Annotated in this window: 14 protein-coding genes; 5 read left to right on the top strand and 9 right to left on the bottom strand. The window is 65.2% G+C overall.

Features of this window, described 5'->3' with window-relative positions; all coding sequences use genetic code 11:
• Positions 1 to 23: 23 nt before the first annotated feature.
• Positions 24 to 2249, bottom strand: coding sequence for a CDC48 family AAA ATPase (locus tag NO347_RS10455; protein WP_121569254.1), 2226 nt, complete (start codon positions 2247 to 2249; stop codon positions 24 to 26).
• Positions 2250 to 2438: 189 nt separating this feature from the next.
• Between NO347_RS10455 and larC the strand changes: the two genes are divergently transcribed.
• Positions 2439 to 3875: a nickel pincer cofactor biosynthesis protein LarC gene (larC, locus tag NO347_RS10450; protein WP_256289544.1), complete on the top strand. Its 1437-nt coding sequence runs from the start codon at positions 2439 to 2441 to the stop codon at positions 3873 to 3875.
• An 11-nt stretch (positions 3876 to 3886) separates the two neighbouring features.
• Here the strand turns inward: larC and NO347_RS10445 are convergent, their stop codons facing one another.
• The gene (locus tag NO347_RS10445) at positions 3887 to 4696 is read right to left on the bottom strand and encodes a hypothetical protein (protein ID WP_256289543.1); all 810 of its coding nucleotides are present in this window, start codon (positions 4694 to 4696) and stop codon (positions 3887 to 3889) included.
• Between the two features lie 142 nt (positions 4697 to 4838).
• On the opposite strand from NO347_RS10445, the gene radB reads away from it, so the two are divergent.
• Positions 4839 to 5534 (top strand): DNA repair and recombination protein RadB, encoded by a 696-nt coding sequence (gene radB / locus NO347_RS10440; protein ID WP_121569251.1) that lies wholly within the window; start codon positions 4839 to 4841, stop codon positions 5532 to 5534.
• Between the two features lie 27 nt (positions 5535 to 5561).
• On the opposite strand, the gene NO347_RS10435 is transcribed toward radB, so the two are convergent.
• The 4 genes from NO347_RS10435 to NO347_RS10420 form a co-directional block, all read right to left on the bottom strand.
• Positions 5562 to 6701 carry a CBS domain-containing protein gene (locus tag NO347_RS10435; protein ID WP_256289542.1) on the bottom strand — a complete coding sequence of 380 codons (1140 nt, stop codon included), beginning with the start codon at positions 6699 to 6701 and terminating at the stop codon, positions 5562 to 5564.
• 251 nt (positions 6702 to 6952) lie between these two features.
• The gene (gene fer / locus NO347_RS10430) at positions 6953 to 7702 is read right to left on the bottom strand and encodes a ferredoxin Fer (protein ID WP_256289541.1); all 750 of its coding nucleotides are present in this window, start codon (positions 7700 to 7702) and stop codon (positions 6953 to 6955) included.
• A gap of 103 nt (positions 7703 to 7805) precedes the next feature.
• Entirely contained in the window at positions 7806 to 12326 is a 4521-nt protein-coding gene (locus NO347_RS10425) for a S8 family serine peptidase (protein ID WP_256289540.1), read from the bottom strand.
• Between the two features lies 1 nt (position 12327).
• Positions 12328 to 12489 (bottom strand): hypothetical protein, encoded by a 162-nt coding sequence (locus NO347_RS10420; RefSeq protein ID WP_256289539.1) that lies wholly within the window; start codon positions 12487 to 12489, stop codon positions 12328 to 12330.
• Between the two features lie 355 nt (positions 12490 to 12844).
• On the opposite strand from NO347_RS10420, the gene NO347_RS10415 reads away from it, so the two are divergent.
• On the top strand, positions 12845 to 15010 hold the full coding sequence (locus NO347_RS10415; RefSeq protein WP_256289538.1) for a sensor histidine kinase: 2166 nt from the start codon (positions 12845 to 12847) through the stop codon (positions 15008 to 15010).
• Between the two features lie 18 nt (positions 15011 to 15028).
• Here NO347_RS10415 and NO347_RS10410 read toward each other — a convergent pair whose 3' ends face one another.
• Positions 15029 to 15238 carry a TOBE domain-containing protein gene (locus NO347_RS10410; protein WP_121569245.1) on the bottom strand — a complete coding sequence of 70 codons (210 nt, stop codon included), beginning with the start codon at positions 15236 to 15238 and terminating at the stop codon, positions 15029 to 15031.
• 174 nt (positions 15239 to 15412) lie between these two features.
• Here NO347_RS10410 and NO347_RS10405 point away from each other — a divergent pair, with 174 nt between their 5' ends.
• A complete protein-coding gene (locus tag NO347_RS10405) occupies positions 15413 to 16384 on the top strand; it encodes a histidine kinase dimerization/phospho-acceptor domain-containing protein (protein WP_256289537.1) in 972 nt (323 codons plus the stop codon).
• A gap of 16 nt (positions 16385 to 16400) precedes the next feature.
• Here the strand turns inward: NO347_RS10405 and NO347_RS10400 are convergent, their stop codons facing one another.
• Entirely contained in the window at positions 16401 to 16814 is a 414-nt protein-coding gene (locus NO347_RS10400) for a winged helix-turn-helix domain-containing protein (protein ID WP_256289536.1), read from the bottom strand.
• Positions 16815 to 16912: 98 nt separating this feature from the next.
• Here NO347_RS10400 and NO347_RS10395 point away from each other — a divergent pair, with 98 nt between their 5' ends.
• Positions 16913 to 17530: a DUF7509 family protein gene (locus NO347_RS10395; RefSeq protein ID WP_256289535.1), complete on the top strand. Its 618-nt coding sequence runs from the start codon at positions 16913 to 16915 to the stop codon at positions 17528 to 17530.
• A 132-nt stretch (positions 17531 to 17662) separates the two neighbouring features.
• On the opposite strand, the gene NO347_RS10390 is transcribed toward NO347_RS10395, so the two are convergent.
• Complete coding sequence (locus NO347_RS10390; protein ID WP_256289534.1) at positions 17663 to 18451, bottom strand: SDR family NAD(P)-dependent oxidoreductase; 789 nt, start codon at positions 18449 to 18451, stop codon at positions 17663 to 17665.
• Between the last annotated feature and the right edge of the window lie 9 nt (positions 18452 to 18460).

The raw sequence follows: 18460 nt of genomic DNA, 5'->3' as shown, positions 1-18460 counted from the left end.
AAGACGGAAAGAGAGCAAGCGCGCTACTGGAAGCCGATCCGGCCGTCGCGGCGCTCGCCGAGACCTTCGCGGCCGCCACCCTTGAACTGGTCCTGCATCTGTTCGTAGTACTCCATCAGGTCGTCGGTGATCGTCGGCCGGACGGACTCCATCGCCTTGCGGAAGTGCCGCATCTCGATCTCCTCGGCGTCGCCGTCCTCGCGGAGCGCCTCGATCGCGGCCTCGCGGCCGATCGTTTCGAGGTCGGAGCCGACGTAGCCGTCGGTGATCTCGGCGATCTCGCGCAGGCTCACGTCGGGCGCGAGCGGGGAGTTGCGGGTGTGGATCTTGAGGATCTGCTCACGACCCTCCTCGTCGGGCTGGCCGATGAGGACCAAGCGGTCGAACCGCCCCGAGCGGATGAGCGCGGGGTCGATCATATCCGGCCGGTTGGTCGCGCCGATGACCATCACGTTGCCGTTCTCTTCGAGGCCGTCGAGTTCGGTCAGGAGCTGATTTACGACCCGTTCGGAGACGTTGTTTCCGGTCTCCCCGCCGCGGCTGGGCGCGAGGCTGTCCAGCTCGTCGAAGAAGATGATCGTCGGGCTGACCTGCCGGGCCTTCCGGAACGTCTGGCGGATGGCCTTCTCGGACTCGCCGACCCACTTCGAGAGCAGTTGCGGGCCGCGGACCGAGATGAAGTTCGCGTTCGTCTCGTTGGCGACCGCCTTCGCGATGAGCGTCTTGCCGGTCCCGGGCGGGCCGTAGAGCAGGACGCCCTTCGGCGGGTCGATGCCCATCCGCTCGAATCTGTCTTCGGACGTCAGGGGCCACTCGACGCTCTCTTTGACCGTCTGCTTCGGATCTTCGAGCCCGCCGACGTCGTCCCACGAAACTTTCGGGAGTTCGACGAGGACTTCGCGCATCGCCGAGGGTTCGACGTCCGCGAGCGCGCCCTGGAAGTCCTGGCGTTTGACGATCATCCGGTCGATGAGGCTCGGCGGGATGTCCTCCTCGTCGAGGTCGATCTCGGGGAGGTAGCGCCGAAGCGCCTTCATCGCCGCCTCCTTCGTCAGCGACTCGATGTCGGCGCCGACGAAGCCGTGCGTCTCGTCGGCGAGGTGGTCGAGCGAGACGTCGTCCGACAGCGGCATCCCGCGAGTGTGGATCTGGAGGATCTCCTTCCGGCCGACCTCGTCGGGGACGCCGATCTCGATCTCGCGGTCGAACCGGCCCGGTCGACGGAGCGCCGGGTCGACGCTGTCGACGCGGTTCGTCGCCGCGATGACGATGACCTGGCCGCGGGTTTCGAGGCCGTCCATCATCGTCAGGAGTTGGGCGACGACGCGGCGCTCGACCTCGCCGGTCACGTCCTCACGCTTGGGCGCGATCGAGTCGAGCTCGTCGATGAAGATGATCGAGGGCGACTCCTCGGTTGCGTCCTCGAAGATCTCGCGTAACTGCTGTTCGGACTCTCCGTAGTACTTCGAGATGATCTCCGGCCCCGCGATAGAGAAGAAACTGGCGGAGGTCTCGTTGGCGACGGCCTTCGCCAGCAGCGTCTTGCCGGTCCCCGGCGGCCCGTGGAGCAGCACCCCCTGCGGCGGCTCGATCCCCAGCTTTTTGAAGATCTGCGGGTGCTTCATCGGGAGTTCGACCATCTCCCGCACGCGCTGGATCTCACTTTGGAGGCCGCCGATGTCCTCGTAGGTGATCCCGCCGCCGGTCTTCTCGAAGCCCGAGATGGGCTCCTCGCGGAGTTCGACTTCCGTGTCTTCGGTCACGAGACAGACGCCGTCGGGCTCGGTTTCGACGGCGATGAGCGGGATCGCCTGCCCCGGCGATCGCATAAATGGATGATTCGTCGACGACATCACGGGCACGATGTCGCGCTCGACGACCGGCCGCTTGAGGATCTGCCGTTTGACCATCCCGGCCGCGTCGGAGCCGAACTGCACGCTCGCTTCCTCGGGCGGCGCGAGGACGAGCTTGTCGGCTTTCGTCTCCTCGGCTTTTCGGATCGTCACGCGCTCGCCGATGCTGACGTCGGCGTTCTGCCGCGTGAAGCCGTCGATACGGACCGTGTCGGTGTTCCAGTCCTGCCGGTCCGCGCGCCACACCTTCGCCGCGGTGGTCTCGGCGCCCTCGATTTCGATGATGTCGCCCGGAGAGAGCTTGAGATGGAGCAGCGTGTCCGGGTCGAGACGGGCGATGCCGCGGCCCGAGTCGTTCGGGTACGCCTTCGCCACTTCGAGTTGAACTTCGTTCATGATTGGGTCGCGGGGATACGTCCCGCCAGTCGGTCACGGCTCCGGTTAAGTCCTTCCCTGATACCTCCAGTACGGGGACCGAACCCGTCCCGTGACACTCTATGACAATGTTGGCTTCGGGGGTACAAATCCTTACCGACCGCGGCATCGATGCGTGGATCTTTGCCGCCGCACAGCGAGGGATCGAGTATGCGTACACTCGCCTTCGACGGCCGGATGGGAGCCAGCGGCGATATGCTGCTCGCGGCGCTGCTGGCGGCCGGTGCGGACCCCGACGTTCTCGCTCCTGTCGAGGACGCGCTCGGCATTCGGTACGACATCGACACCGTCGACAAAAACGGGATCGCCGCGACGCGGGTCCGGGTGTTACTCGACGAGGACGAGTCGGCGTCCGACGATCACGGTCACGATCACGACCAGAGCGAGGACGGTCACGACGAGGACGGTCACGACAACGGCGCTCACAACCACGGCCACTCTCACGGCCACTCCCATAGCCACACACACGAACATTCTCACGACGAGAGTCACGGCCATTCCCACGACGACGACCACGATCACTCCCACGACGACCACTCCCACGACAGCGATCACGGTCACGACCACTCGACTGAGATCCCTGCCGAGGGCCACGGGCCGCACCGAACCTACGCCGAGGTCGTCGAACTCGTCGAGGCGATGGGGCTCCCCGCGAGCGTCGAGGCGGACGCGACGGCCATCTTCCGCCGACTCGGGGAAGCCGAGGCCACGGTCCACGACACCGATCTCGAAGACACCCACTTCCACGAGGTCGGCGCAGACGACGCCATCGCGGACGTCGTCGGCGTCGCGCTCCTGCTCGACGACCTCGGCGTCGAGCGCGTGGTCACGACGCCGCTCTCGACCGGCGACGGGACGCAGGGGATGGCACACGGCGAATATCCGATCCCCGCGCCCGCCGTCGTCGAGATCGCGGCCGACGCCGACTGGTCGCTCCGCGGCGGCCCAGTCGACGCGGAACTGCTGACGCCCACGGGCGCGGCGATTCTCGCGCACATCGCCGAGGGCGTCGACACGCTGCCGACGCTGGACGTCGACGCCGCGGGCTACGGGGCAGGCGGGTACGACTTCCCGGACCGGCCGAACGTCCTCCGTGCGATCGTCGGCGACGGCGGCGAACGGCTCGTCCGCGACGAGATCACCGTCTTGGAGACGAACCTCGACGACGTCGCGCCCGAACTGCTCGGGAGCCTCCAGGAGACGCTGCAGGAAGCCGGCGCACGCGACGTGAGCATCCTGCCGGCGACGATGAAGAAGTCGCGGCCGGGCCATCTGGTAAAAGTGATCGTCAAGCCCGAGGACGCCGAGCGCGTCGCCCACCGCCTCGCAGTCGAGACCGGAACGCTCGGAGTTCGCGAGCACGGGGCCGGACACCGCTGGGTCGCATCCCGCGAGTTCCGCACGGCGACGCTGGACGTCGACGGCGAACGCTACGAGGTCGCCGTCAAGGTCGCGGCCGACGCGGACGGCGAGATCTACGACTACAGCGCGGAGTACGACGACGCGCTCGCGGTCACCGAGGCGACCGACCTCCCCGTCCGCGAGGTGATGCGGCGCGCCGAGGACGCCGTCCGGGACGCGGAGTAACCGGCTCGGCCTCAATTACTGTCGCTGCGTGGCTGCTCTCGCGATTTTTCGTCTTCGATCTCGTTCTCGTCCTCGTCCCCGTCGTCTGCGTCGCGCTCGCGGTGCGTCGCGAGCGCCTCGCTGACTGTAAGTTCGCCGGCGGCGACGCGCCGAGCGAGCCCTTCGTCGATCGTTCGCCCGTCGGCAGACTGCTGGCGCGAGCGGTCCTTGATGCGCTGGAGTTCGCCCGCTGTCGGTTCGATCTCTCTTGACTCCCGCTCCTCGCCCGAGAGCCGCGCGATGTTGACCGCGGCGAGGACGTCGCCCATCCCGCGCGCGCCGGTCCCGAGATACGGCGTCGTACCGGTCTCGTCGACGAGTTCGACGGTCACGTCGTCGAGGTCGTTGATCAACTGCGAGCCCTGGAGTCGCGCGCCGTCGCCGACGCGGACGAGCGGGTCGGGCGCGTCGCCGATCTCCCTCCGAATGGTCTCGACAGCGTCAGCGAGTGGGACTTGGAACGCGGAGACGACCGTGTCGCCGTGGAGCACGGCAATTCCCGGGCGCGTTCCGGGATCGACCCCGACGATCGTTCGGCCGCCGCCCCCACGGAGAATCGAAACCGCCTCTTCGACCGCGCGACGGGCCTCCTCGGGCGTCGCGATCACCGAGTCGACGCCTGCCGGAAGCGTAAGGTCGTCGTCTGGCGACCGGATCACCACCCGAGCGCGCTCGGGAAGCGCTTCGCTCGGCGTCTGGGTGGTGAACGTCACCCTGCGATCCCGTAGTTCGTCGACGACGTCGTGATAGAGTTCGAAGTCGTCGGTGGCGACGACGATCACTGCGCGGTTTTTCGGCGTCTCGGTATAAAAGGTGTCGTGCCTGTGAGGGCTGGCCGGCGCGGTGCGACGGGTGGTTGGGTCGGGCGGCACTGCAGAGCGCGGGACCGGGGAGTTTTTCGCCGAAGCCGCCCGAGACTCCGGCGTGTCCGACGCACTCACCACGGGGTGCCGAGCGCTCGACGACCTGCTGGGGGGCGGCCTCGAGCGCGGCACCGTCACGCAACTCTACGGCCCGCCGGCCGCGGGGAAGACAAACGTCGCGCTCTCTGCAGCCGTCAACGTCGCGGCCGACGGCGGAACGGCCGTCTATATCGACACCGAGGGGCTCTCAGTCGATCGTTTCCGACAGCTCGCGGAGGCCGCGTCCGACGAGGGGCAAACGGTCGAAGACGTCACCTCCCGGCTCATCGTCTCGGAGGCCCACGACTTCGAAGAGCAGGAGGAAGCCGTCCGCGACGCCGAGGGGTTCGCCGAGCGCGCGGAGTTGATCGTCCTCGACAGCGCCACCGGCTTTTACCGGCTCGAACGGACCGGCGACGGCGACGCCGGCGAATCGCTCCGCCGCGTCGCCCGACAGGTGACGCATCTGCTCTCGCTTGCGCGAAAGCACGACCTCGCGGTGGCCATCACGAATCAGGTGTTCACCGACCCCGACAGCGACCGCACGAGGGCGCTCGGGGGTCACACGCTGGAACACTGGACCGGCGCAGTCGTGCGACTCGAACGGTTCCGCGGCGGGAATCGCCGAGCGACGCTGGAAAAGCATCGCGCGAAGCCCGCCGGCGAGTCTGCGACCTTCGAGATCACCGGTGACGGCCTGTCGGCTGTCGAACTGTAGGCAGTCGAAAAAGGCGGGGAGAGCCGGTTACAGTTCGCCGAGCTTCCGGATGAGCTGTCCGCGGTACTTCTCGTCGGCGTTGAGGCCCTTCAGCTCTAAGACGTTGCGTTCGAGCTTGTCGAGTGCGACGTGGAAGGCGTGCTCTGCGCCGTAGCCCTCACCGCTGCCGGCGACCTGTCCGTGGCTGGTCCGCAGGCGGATCTGACACTGGATGAGCGGCGTGCCGCGGAGCTTCTCTTTGTGCTCGTGGAAGCGGACGTGCGCGTGGAAGACCTGCATCTGCTGGTACTTGTCGACCACGGTGGTGATCGACTCTACGATCTCCTGACGGGAGAGCGTCTCCAGCAGGCTGACGTTCGTGATCTGGACGTCCATACTCTCTTCTTCGGTGAAGGTGAGCGCCCGGAGGACGTCCGTCTTCGTGACGATCCCCTGGATCAGCTGGTCGTCCGCAGTCACGACGAGCCCGGAGATGTCGTTTTCGAACATCCGTTCGACCGCCTCGTCGACGCTCTCTGCGGGCGTCGTCGTGACGACCGGCGAGGACATCAGGTCGTACACGGGCAGATCGAGCATCCGGTCGAGATCGCCGCGCCGGTCGCCGCGACCCTGTCGGCTGTCGTCGCGGACGACGAACTCGACGAGGTCGTGGGTGGTCACGATACCGGCGAGTTTGCCGGAGTCCTCGTCGACGACGGGGAGTCGCGAGATTCCGTGCTCCCGGAGTTTGTTGATCGCCTGTCCCACGTGGGACTTCTCGCCGACGCTGACGACGTCCTCGGTGTAGATGTCGTCGACGCTGATCGCATCGAGGCTGTCGATGACGGCTTCGAGGATCGCGTCGCTGGCGACGATGCCGTAGAGCTTCTCGCCCTCGAAGACGGGCGCGACCTTGACGTCGCCTTCGACGAGCATCCGTGCGACTTCCCGGACGTCCTCGTGGCGGTCGACGCGGGGCGCGGACTTCATAACGACGGAGGCCTTCGTATCGTCTTCCATCCGGGAACGTACGAGCTGTTTTTCGCCGATCACGCCGACGTAGTCGCCATCCTCCGTGACGACAATTCCGCGGGGGTTTTCCCGCTCGAAGATGGCACGAATCTTCCCTAAGCGCTTGTCGGCGTCGACCTCGACGAAATCAGGAGTGGCAATATCAGTAATATCCATAGTCGGAGTAGCCTCCAGTTGGTCGTACGCCGGCTGCTGTCTTGAAACTTCGTCCCGTTCCCAGCCGACTGGTAGCAGCGACACCCGAAATAGCTCGACTGCCCGCGGTTTCGAGTCCCGACGAGATCGCCGTGACCGATTCGACCGTCTCGCTCGATCCGATCAGCCTCATAATGATTACTCTCGTCTCTTACCACCGACCATCGCCACCGGGAGTGGCGCTCGGCGGTCAACAGTGAGAGTAATCACTATCAGTCGTCCGCCCGCGCGTTGTCGAACTGCTCTGCGGGCAGTCGGAGCTCGGCGAGGCCGGGTAGCCGCTCGATGTTGAAGACGACTTTCAGATCGTCGGTGACCGGTTCGCCGATACAGGAGAGGCGGATCCCCCGTTCTTTCATCTCGTCAGTCAGGACGGTGCTCACCGGCATCTCGAGTTCGCCCTCGACGACGGCGACAGCGCAGTTCGCGCACGCGCCGCCCCGGCAGGCGTAGGGCCACGAGAAGCCGTACCGTTCGGCGGCTTCCAGTAGGGTCTCTTGGGGTTCGACGACGAGCAGGCCGTGGCTGTCGATGCCGAGGTCGGCCGCTTCGGCCTTCTCGAAGAGGTCCTCGTCGGTCAGCTCCCAGCCCTGCGATTCGACGACCTCGTAATCCAGGTACTCGACGGTTGGACCGAGTTCCTCGTCTTCGTCGTCTTCTTCCTCCTCCGCACCGGAGGCTCCGGGCTGCGTCCCCGACGCGCCGGATTCCCGTTCGCGGTCGGCCGCACCTGCCCCACCAGACTGGGCAGTATCGGCGTGTCCGTTTTCCAGGTGCGCATCGAACGTGGACGGGTCTCGACCGGCAGTAATGTGTTCGTACGCGCGCCGGACGCGTTTGAACTCCGCGAGCGACCCCCCGTGGTCGGGATGGGCGTCTTTGACTCGCCGGCGATACGCCCTGACGACCTCGTCCTCGTCGGCGTCGGCGTCGATTCCAAGTACGTCGTACGGCGACTCCACGCGCACGCCTTAGGAGATGACGGGGTTAAGTCCTCTCCTCGATGCCACGCGCTGAAAACGATGCTCGGTGACCCGGGTCACCCGCGGGACGGCCTGCCCGGGGTCACCGATGTCGGCGCGCGAGGAGCGCGGCAGCCACCACGGCAACGACGCCGGCGGCGGGCCCGAACCCGGGCGCGGACTGCTCCGTCGACGTCGGTGCCGTCGTCGCTACTGACGTCGACGGGGATCGAGTCGTCTCTGCCGGTCCGACCGCCGACGACGCAGCGGGGGTGACTGTCGGCGTGTTTGTCGACTCTTCGGCGGCCGAGACGCCGCTCCCATCACGGGGCTCGGTTCCGATCGCGAACACCGAGAACCCGGGTGTCTCTGCCTCGTACGTGCCGTTCCCGATGTGCGTGGTGTTCAGTCGCTGCCACGCGCCGTCGTGGTGCCGGTAGAGCCGTACCTGCTCGGGAGCGGTTCCGGCCGGCAGCGACGCGTTGGACACGGAGACGCGCAGCGTCGCGTTGCTGATCTGGTCGTCCGACACGCCGGTCGCGTCCGCGTGGAAGTAGCCGACGGGATCCCCGTCGGTCAGTTCGGGTGCCTCCGCCGTCGTCCGCGTCGGGGGCGTCACCGATATTCGCAGGCTCTCCGTGTCGCTGGCCGGGGTGATACGTACCTCCGTCACCGTGCCGACGTCCGACCGCGTGCGATTGCCGAACGCCGCGCCGACGGTCTCACCGGACTTGGCGTTCCGGACGCTGAGTTCGGCACCGGCGTCGGTTTCAGTGAGGTTCGAGGTCGTCTTCGGCGTCGGAGTCGGGGTCGGTGCAGGCGCCGGAGCGGGTGCGCCACCGCCACCACCACTGCCGCCGCTACTACCACCGCTGCTTCCGCTGTCCCCGCTGCCAGGCACCGACAGGGCGTTGGTCGACGCGGTCTTCGCGTTTCCAACTGCGTCGGTCGCGGTCACCGCGACCGCGTACGAATCGCCCGATCCGATCGCAGCGCCGTCGACGGTGAAGTTGCCGGTGTAGGTATCGTCGGCGTCCGCATCGCGCAGGTCGATCGTCCCGCCACCAAAGGCCGAGGCGTCGGCCTCGACCGAAGCGACGCTGCCGCCGTCTGTGACGGTCGCCGCGACCCGGACGCGGTCGCCGTCGGCCACCATCCCGTCGCCGTCCGTCTGGTCACTGATCGTCGGGTTTCGCACCGCCGGCGGCGTCGCGTCCGGCGCGACTTCGACGTCACCAGCGGAGTAGTGGGTCGGGACTTCGAGTCGGATTCCCTCGGCGGTCACTGTGCTCGACGCTGGCTCCGCCGTCGTCCCGATCGCTGAGACCTCGATGTTCGCCGGATCGGAGACGCCCCAGTCGTCGAGCACGGCCGTCGGAAGGAATGCGGTGAAGAACCCCTGGTTCTGCCCGCCGTCGACGTTGTAGTGCGGAGCGGCGACGTAGAGACGCAGTCCGCCGGTAGTTTCGTCGTACTCCGGCGCTCCGAACGACTGTGCGTCGGTCGTCAGCATCGCACCCGTGAATCTGTCGCGCCGCGCGGCATCGAAGGACCCCAGATCGGAGACTGCCATATCGACCGACGCGTTCGCGCTGACGTCTGCGCGGTCGGTCTCCGACCAGGGGTCGTTCGTCCCATCGAGCTGTGATTGGTTGTACTGCACGTCGGCGGGGGCAGTCGTGACGTTGATCGCTGTCGTGTTCGCGTCCAGGGCGGTAGTGTCCCACGTCGCGTTTCGGCCCGTACCGAGGAGGAGACGCGGGGTCCAGTCGGTCACGGTGACGTTGATCGCGAGCCGCGTGTCCGAGGCGACGCCGATGTCCGAGAGGTCCGTGCGGTTGACGAGGTCTGAACCCGATTTATCCCGGAGTTGCATCTGGAGCAGTCCGTCGGGTCCCTGCGTGAGGTATACTCGCGACGTGAGGTTGTCGCTGTCCGGTTCGGGGCCGCTCAGATGCTCGACCGTAACGTCTTCTACGACGAGTTGGACGCTCGCGCTCTGTCCGCTCGCGCCGTTGTTCCCTGCCGAGTCGTTGGCCGCGACGAGCGTGGCGCGGTAGCGACCCGCCTCTTTGAGGCCGGTGATGTTGGAGTAGAATCCGTCTTCACTGCCGAAATCGGCCTCGGTCAACGTCTGGACTGTCGTTCCAGTCGCGACGTCGGTAATCCGAACTTCGACATCGGAGAGCGTCTCGCTCGCGCTGAACGTCGTGTACAGGGTCCGCGTATCGATGACTCGGACCGAGAATCCGGAGATGCTTGGCGCCGTGCGATCGCTGACGTTGAGTTGGAGTTCGTTCGTGTCCGTCGCGTTGCTGTTGCCGGCGTAGTCGACTGCGGTTATCGGAATCGCGTAGCTTCCGTTTGGCGACGTCTCGTCGGCGTCGACCGCGACGGTCGCGTTGTAGACCGCATCGCCGTCAGCGTCGGTGAGCGTGACCGTTCCAGCCCCGAAGGCAGAGGCGTCGGCGGTCACGCGGTCCACCCCGCTTTCGGCGTCGGTCGCTGTCGCGTTGATCGTCACCGACTCGAGTGCGGTCACCGCTCCGTCGCCGTCCGACAGGTCGACCGCTGTCGCGTCAGTGATCGACGGCGGTTCCGCGTCGGTCAACTGGAGCGTGTTAGTCTGGACCGTGTCGTTGTTCTCGGCAACGTCGTACGCCGTGATCGGAACGGTGTACTCCGCGCCATAGGCGTCCGGCGGCGCGTCGACAGTGAACGTCGCGTTGTACTTTGCATCCCCGTCGGAGTCGGTGAGTGCGATCGTCCCCGCGCCGAACGCCGAGACGTTCGCCGTGACGTTCTTCACGCCGCTGTCGTCGTCCGTCACGGTGGCGTTGACGGTCACCGTATCGCCTTCGACGACGACCCCGTCGCTGTCTGTCGCGTCGACGGCAGCGGTGTTCGTGAGCGACGGCGGCGTGGTCTCTGAATAGCTGACGGATCCGACTGCTGCAGCGGCATCGACGAGGCCCGATCCGGCGCCGTTATCGGGTTCAGTTCCGGGTACGGCGCTCTCGTTCGCGGTCGTTTCGAGCACCGAGACCGTCTCGCTCGGGCTCAGCGAATCGTTTTTATCCGCCATCAGCGCGATGACGCCGCCGGCGTGGGGCGCCGACGCGGACGTTCCGAAGAAGCGATCGGGTTCGTACGCGTCCGTCGAGACCCCATCAGGTGCGACGATATCGGGCTTGATTCGGCCGTCGAGTGTCGGCCCGCGCGAGGAGAAGGCTTCGACCTCGTCAGTGTCGTACCGCGTCGCGCCGACGGTCAGCACTGCGTCCGTCGTCGGATTGGTCACGCTCCGAGCAGCCGTGGATGGCGTGAGCGACTGTTTGTCGCCGCTGAACAGCGTGAACGTGACTGGTTCCGTCGCCGCGTTTTCGCGCTTGATGGCGAGGTAGTAGGTCCCGGTTGCGCCGGTTCCTAAACCGATCGCCTCTGTCGGCTCACCAGTGTATGTCGTGTTCTGAACGTTATTAGACACTACGGCCGGGTTGTCGGGATAATCGCTTTTACTATCGTACAGGTAGAGGTCGTAGTTCTGATCGCTCTGCTTCCAATCGTCCCACTGCAGCCACACGCTCCCGCTGCCACTGCTTTCGACGGTCAGCAACTCCCGGTCGCTCGTGAAGTTCAGCCAGTCGTCGCCGTCACCGTCCTGCCAACTCCCGTGCCAGTGGTTTCCGTTTGCCGCGTTGCCGGAGGAGACGCTCCAGACGGTTCCGTTTGCCGCGGACTGCTCGAACTCCTCGTTGAACGCCCCGCTGCCGTCCAGCGGCCCCACGTTGTACCACGACAGCGACATCACGGCCACGTCGACGGACGTGTCCTCGCGGATGTAATCCATCGCATCGAGGAGGTCGACGCCGGATTCGACGTCGATCAACACCAGCGAGACGTTCGGTGCGGTGTCGACGACGACCTCCGAGACCGCAGTCCCGTGTGCGTCCGAGGTATTCGTGAAGTCCCCTCCAGGATTGTACACGTCCGCGACGTTGTCGCTGATCTCCGGATTCGTCGCATTGAACTCCATATCGACCACGGCGACGGTGACGTTGTCGCCGTAGTGGCCTGCAGTGTACGCGCCGGAGGTGTTCATCGTTGCGAGCCCTTCGCTCACAACGCTCCCGCGGTCGACGGTGGCCGTCGTCGGACGGTTGGGTCGGCGGATGCGTTCGACGGCAGGCGTGTTCGCGACGGCTGTCAGCGCCGATCGTGGGAGGCGCGCTTGTACGAGATTGCCGTGTCTGAGTGCGACGGCCCCGGCGTTGCCGCGAACGCGATCGGCGACGGCGTCCCCGTTCCCCGCCGCTGCTTCGACGACGACGTCGACCATCTCCCCGCTCTGTGCGTCAGTCGTGAGCGATGGTCCGGACGACGACGTGGCGGTCTGATCGTCGAGGAGTCCGGATTCGATTTTGACCTCCGGTGGGGTCGCGTTCGCGTCGTCGTCCGAGGCAGTCGCACTCTGATCTGTGGGCGTTCCAATGCCGGGGGTAGACAGCGAGCTACTGTCGCTAGCTGCCGTATTCGTCGCACCACCGGCCCCGACCGCAGGGACCGCACCCGCCACAATCAGGACGGTGACCGTCGCGAGGACGAGAAGCTTTTTTCGGTCCATCTTACGTCGGCTGTGGCTCCTTCGGCGGTCGGACCGCAGAGACGTTCTCGTGTCGCGAGAGGCCGACGAGTTGGTCGACTGCGACGTAGCCTTGGACGAGCTGGCCTTGCCGCAGTTCGACGCGCACGTCGTACCCCTCCGGAAGCGATGCACCCGAAGTCAACTCGACCACGACTTGGACCGATCTATTGTCGTAGGCCAGACCGGCTTTTGACGCGTATTCGGATCGGTTATCCGCAGTCACAACCCCGTACAACCGCTGATCGAGGTTCGGCGGGTGCGACGGTTGGGTGGTCGTCGCTGTCCCGGTCCGCGTGGGCTCCGGCGCCGGCGTCTCAGCAGTCTGTGAAGATCCGGCACAGCCGGCGAATACTACCAGGAAAACGATAATTACGCTATATGGCTTGAACATCGGTGCGACGGTAGATGTATCCTAATTTGAGGTTCCCGGTATGAGCGTTGTGACTCGGCGCCGTCGCTCCGAACTGATTTATGAGTACGGTGGGATTACCCTCGGTATGCCTCTTTCAGCGTCAGCATATCACTCCCTCTTCGAGGCCGACCCGGACGGCCTCGTGCTTCTCGACTCGCCGGCGGGCGTCATTCGCGAGTGCAACCAACAGTTCTGCGATGTCGTGGGCGGGCAACGAGACGACCTCGTCGGTCGGGCGTTTTCGACGCTCACGTCGTCTGACCGAGACGTCGCCTCGGCTCTCGCAGGCGATAACACTGGCGCTGATACCCTCGTCGTTCGACTGACGACCGGCGTCGGCGACGTGTCCCCCGTCGAACTGCGTACGTCGACTGTAGAGATGGACGAAGGCGACGACGCGGGGGAGTTCGTACTCGCTCGGGTGAGAAGAGTTTCATCCGGCACCCACGAACCCGAACTCGAACGAAAATCGAAGGTCGTCGACGAAGCTCCGATCGGGATCACGATCAGCGATCCCGCCCAGGAAGACAACCCGCTGATCTACGCGAACGAGACATTTCATGACCTCACCGGCTACGCCACCGAAGAAATTGTCGGCCGCAACTGCCGGTTCCTGCAGGGCGAAAAGACCGATCCGGACGCTGTCGCGGCGATGCGCGAGGCGATCGACGCCGAGGAGCCCGTCACAGTCGAACTCTGCAACTATCGCAAAGACGGCTCCGAGTTCTACAACCGGATCACGGTCGCCCCGCTGTACGACGACGCGGGCGCGCTCGCCAACTACGTCGGCTTCCAGTACGACGTCACCGAACGCGAACAGTACAGACAGAAGCTCGAACTCTCCCACAATATGCTGAAGACCGTCCCCAGCGGCGTCTTCCGAACCGATCCGACGCCGGACGGCACGTTCGAGTACGTCAACCCCGCGCTCGTGTCGCTCTTAGAGGCCACCTCGGCCGACCAACTCCGCGGGCGGCGCGTGGCGGAGTTCTACGTGAACCCTACAGCGCGCAGTGACTTGATGGAGGCGCTACGGAACACCGACGGTGACCAGGTCAGACGCGAGGTGCAACTCGAAACGCTCGACGGCGCGACGAAGGACGTGATCGTCACGGCGTCGCTGTCGGAAGACGCGGCGGGCAACGAACACGTCCACAAGGTGGTCCAAGACATCGCCGAGCGCAAGGAACGCGAGCAGGCGCTCGAACGCTACGAACGACTCGTCACGAACCTCCCGATCGGGGTCTATCAGCACACACCCGGCCCCGACGACGAGTTCACGCTCCTGAACGACGCGATGGTCGACATTTTCGACGCCGACTCGAAAGCTCACCTGCGCGAGCAACACGTGCGCGATCTCTACGTCGACCCGAGCGAGTACAGCGAGTTCGCCGATCGCCTGCTCGATCAGGGATTCGTCCAGGACGAGGAGTTCGAACTGGAAACCCTCGCGGGCGAGACGATCTGGGGGGCGGTCACCGCGATCGCCAGAGAGGTCGGCGGTGAGACAGTCATCGACGGCGTCGTACAGGACATCACCGAGCGCAAACGGTTCCAACAGCGGCTCAAAGAACAGCGGGACAACCTCGACGTGCTGAACCAGATGCTCCGCCACGACATCCGAAACGACCTGCAGTTAGTCACGGCGTACGCCGACTTCCTCACCGACCACGTCGACGACGAGGGCCGAGAGCACATCGAGACGATTCAGGAGGGAGCGATGCACGCGGTAGAACTGACACGAACCGCGCGGAGCATCGCAGACGTGATGCTCACGACCGACGGGGAGCGCCAGCAGGTCGACCTCGCAAACGCGCTCGAAACCGAACTCGACGACGTTCGTTCGACGTACTCGGAGGCGGTGATCACCGTCTCGGGGACGGTTCCCTCGGTGGCGGTGTGGGCAAACGAGATGCTGGGCTCGGTCTTCCGGAACCTGTTGACGAACGCCGTCCAGCACAACGACACGGAGATCCCCAAAGTGGAGGTGTCGACGACAGAGCGCGAGGAGACCGTCGCCGTCCGAATCGCCGACAACGGGCCGGGCGTGCCCGACAGTCAGAAAGACACAATCTTCGGACGTGGCGAGAAAGGACTCGAAAGCGAAGGGACCGGAATGGGACTGTATCTCGTCAAGACGCTGGTCGAAATGTACGGCGGCGACGTCGCCATCGAAGACAAGACGGCAGGAAACGCCGGCGACGACTCGGACGGAGCCGTCTTCGTGGTCGAGCTTCCGAAAGTGGGCTAATCGCGCAGTCGCGCGGCGTCACTCTTTGGCGATCATCACTTCGCTCGCTTTGATCACGGCCGACACCTCGTCGCCTTCCGCGAGGTCCAACCGGTCTGCGGAGCCGCGCGTGATCGTCGAGGTGACTGTCTGACCGTCGCCGAGTTCGACCACCACCTCCGCCGTGATCTCGTCTTTCTTGATCGCGGTCACGGTTCCAGCCAGATCGTTGCGGGCACTGAGTCCCATACACAAGTGTTGGTGTTCTGAAATTAAATAGCTGCTGGCGGCGCTTGCGACTCCGGCGTGTCGCAACGCGGCGGCCGTTACAGTTTTTCTCTCCGACCGCGCCGCCCTCGAGCGAGACTCTCCGCTGATATTTGGAGCGCAAAAGATACAACGCGAATCGGCGAAACCGGGGGTATGGACGGGCTCGGCGAAGAAGCCGACGGTCGATCGGAGTTCGAGTTTTCCCGGGAGACCGACGCATCCCACCAGATCGAACTCTACGACCTCATCCTCGACATCTCGACGAGTCTGATGAGCGCCGAGCCCGACGAGTTGGAGACGAAACTGCGATGGGGGCTCGAAAGCGTCGGGACACACATCGGTGCCGACCGTGGCTACGTCTTCCAGGCTCAGAACGGCGGCTTCGAGAGGACGACCGAGTGGACCGACGAGGGCGTCGTTCCCTGGAGCGCCCAGCGGCTCGACCTCGAGGAGTTCGAGTGGCTGCACCGTCGGCTCGAACGCTTCGACAACACGGTCGTTCGGACGAGCGAGCTCCCACGAGGCACCCACCTCTGCGAGTTGCTGTCGAGCGATGGCGTCGCGTCGGCCGTTTTTCTGCCGATGGTCGACAACTGGTCGCTCGAAGGGTTCGTCGGATTCGACGTCGTCGAGTCCCACCGCCAGTGGGACGACACGGAGGTGAACCTTCTGCGGACGGTCGCCGATATGATCACGCACTCGCTGGGTCGCGTGCGGCGCGAGCAGACGCTCGAAGCCCAGAACGAGCGGCTGGAGACGTTCGCGGGCGTCATCTCCCACGACCTCCGGAACCCACTCAACGTCGTGACCGGGTCCCTGCGCCTTGCACAAAGGGACCTGGACTCGCCGCACGTCGACCGAGCGGCCCGCGCGGCCGACCGGATGGAGGACCTCATCGAGCAGGTGCTGATGCTAGCCACACAGGGACAAGACATCAGCGACCCCCGCCCTGTCCGGCTCGAATCGGTCGTCGAGAGTGCGTGGGATACGATCGACACCCGAGCGGCCGAACTACAGGTCGAAGACGGACTCGGCACCGTCGACGGCGACGCCAATACGAGAACTCCCGAAGTCCAGGAAATTCCGTGCTTTGCGGACCGAACACGAATCGGTGCGCTAAAATGAGTACACGCGGGCCGAATCAGTCCTCGGCGGAACTGTCGTACATCGACTCGAACTCCTGCTCGCCGCGGATCAGCTCATCCACGCCCTCAGTCAACGTCACCGCTCCGAACACGGTCGCCCGGTAGTACGTGTAGAGGCCGTCTTGTCCCCGCTCCGTCCGCTGGCGCTTCTCCACGAGACCAACGTCGACGAGCTTGTTCAGGTGATAGTGCAGCGTGCTGTCGTCGATCTCCATCGCCGCTTCGAGTTCTTTGGGACTCATATCCCCGCTGTGCACGAGCCGATAGAGAATCTCGTAGCGTGTCCGGTGCCCCACCGCGGCGTGCATCGCGAGATAGTCGTCCAGCGAGAGCACACTTTCCTCCGGCAGCAGATCTGCCGGGTCCTCGGGCAGCCCCTCCCCGAGTGTCTGGGAGTGATTCGTCGCCATCGTGCCTCGAAGTACGGACACGAGACGTTTAGCTTTTCTCAAGCCGAATATCGCTAAAAACACCGCTTTTTAAATACTGCCGCTGGATACCGCGGCGTATGACAGCGATCACGCGCGACCGCATCCTCGATCGGCTGGGGGAGGTGACGTACGATCGGTTTCTGTTCTATCTGATGGGTCCCTACAAGTCGTTCAACCTCAACTACGTCCTCAGCGAGGAGGAACGCCGCGATATCGACGTGGCCGACCTCCCCGGCCCGCTGCGTCGTCTCTTTCAGAACAGAGACGAGATCGACGGCGCGCAGGCGCTCTTGCGGCGCATACAGGGCGAGCTCCGCGTCGATCCCGGCGTGAACGCGTTCCTCGCGCTCGACGTGGACGTAGACACCGACGACGTCGACGCGGCGACACAGAGCATCGAATACACGCGGTGCAGCAACGCGACTGCGTTTGTGCTGCCCTTTCTCGGCCACAATTTCGGCGTCGGCGAAGAAGCTGGAAGCGTTCTGGAGGCTCTCTCGGAAACCCACAGTGATCGGCTCATCTTCCTCCACGGGGACGACGTCACGAGCGCGATGATCCGCTCGGCCCAGGTGCGGTGGGATCTCCGCGTCGCCACGTACGAAACGGAAGCCGAACTCGTCTCGAAACTGCGGCTGTTCGCGAGCGGGATTATGCAGCGCGAACGTCGCGGAGACCTCGAACGCCTGGAATAGCGGTATCTCGTCGGGGACTCTCCCTCGCCGCGGCTATTCGACACCGGCGCTCATACTGTCGGACAGAACGATGTGAAAATCATCGGCACCCCGTGGGTGCCAACATCATTCACGAACTGCTGTCTGACAGTATCAGAGTCCGGACCCACCGTCGACCGGGACGGTCGCCCCGTTGACGAAACTCGCGTGCTGGCTGGACAGGAAGGTGACCACCTTCCCCAGGTCGAGCGGCTGCCCCGGCGACTCGTAGGGACAGTCCGCGAGCACAGCGTCCCACGCCGACGTGATGTCGGCGAACTCGCCGGCATCGACCCGTCGGGCGAGCAACTCCTCTAAGTCTGCGGTCTCGTGGGGGCCCGGTACGACTGCGTTCACGCGGACGTCGGGCGCGAACGCCGTGGCCTGGCTCTCGACGAGTCCCTGGACCGCGCGCCCGTATGCGGTCGCCACCGACAGTTCCTCGGTGAGTGCCGGAATGGCGGGATTGGCAACGTTGACGACCGTCCCCTGATCGGAGGCTTCGAGGTGCGCGGCAGACTCACGGATGGCCCAGACGACGCTCATAAACAGCCGGTCGAACCCGCGGAACCAGTCCTCGTTGGAGACGTCGAGAAACCGCTCGGGTTCGAGTGGTCGCGGTCCCGTCACGAGGTGGTCGATGCCACCATACTGGTCGACGGTCTCCTCGACGAGTGCCCCCAGATGGTCAGGGTCGCGCACGTCGAGTTCGAGACCGAAAATCTCGCCCTCGCCGAGAGCGTGGAGCCTGTCGCTGGCGTACGCGAGGTCGTCCAGATTCGGCGCGGCGAGGGCGACCTTCGCCCCCTGGCGCGAGAGCGCTTCCGCACAGGCGTGCCCGAGGCCGGTCGCACTCCCGGTGACCAGCGCTACGTTGCCTTCTAATCCGAGGTCGATGTCCATATCTGACGC

Source organism: Halobellus inordinatus, from assembly GCF_024464655.1.
Classification (GTDB): domain Archaea; phylum Halobacteriota; class Halobacteria; order Halobacteriales; family Haloferacaceae; genus Haloquadratum; species Haloquadratum inordinatus.
Note: the sequence above shows the minus strand (reverse complement) of the source record. Positions and strands in the feature narration are given on the sequence as shown.

Excerpts from the sequence above, each read along its gene's own strand:
- NO347_RS10390 (WP_256289534.1), bottom strand. The coding sequence starts at position 18,451 with ATGGACATCGACCTCGGATTAGAAGGCAACGTAGCGCTGGTCACCGGG.
- NO347_RS10455 (WP_121569254.1), bottom strand. The coding sequence starts at position 2,249 with ATGAACGAAGTTCAACTCGAAGTGGCGAAGGCGTACCCGAACGACTCG.
- NO347_RS10415 (WP_256289538.1), top strand. The coding sequence starts at position 12,845 with ATGCCTCTTTCAGCGTCAGCATATCACTCCCTCTTCGAGGCCGACCCG.
- larC (WP_256289544.1), top strand. The coding sequence starts at position 2,439 with ATGCGTACACTCGCCTTCGACGGCCGGATGGGAGCCAGCGGCGATATG.
- NO347_RS10400 (WP_256289536.1), bottom strand. The coding sequence starts at position 16,814 with ATGGCGACGAATCACTCCCAGACACTCGGGGAGGGGCTGCCCGAGGAC.
- NO347_RS10405 (WP_256289537.1), top strand. The coding sequence starts at position 15,413 with ATGGACGGGCTCGGCGAAGAAGCCGACGGTCGATCGGAGTTCGAGTTT.
- NO347_RS10425 (WP_256289540.1), bottom strand. The coding sequence starts at position 12,326 with ATGGACCGAAAAAAGCTTCTCGTCCTCGCGACGGTCACCGTCCTGATT.
- NO347_RS10395 (WP_256289535.1), top strand. The coding sequence starts at position 16,913 with ATGACAGCGATCACGCGCGACCGCATCCTCGATCGGCTGGGGGAGGTG.
- NO347_RS10410 (WP_121569245.1), bottom strand. The coding sequence starts at position 15,238 with ATGGGACTCAGTGCCCGCAACGATCTGGCTGGAACCGTGACCGCGATC.
- NO347_RS10435 (WP_256289542.1), bottom strand. The coding sequence starts at position 6,701 with ATGGATATTACTGATATTGCCACTCCTGATTTCGTCGAGGTCGACGCC.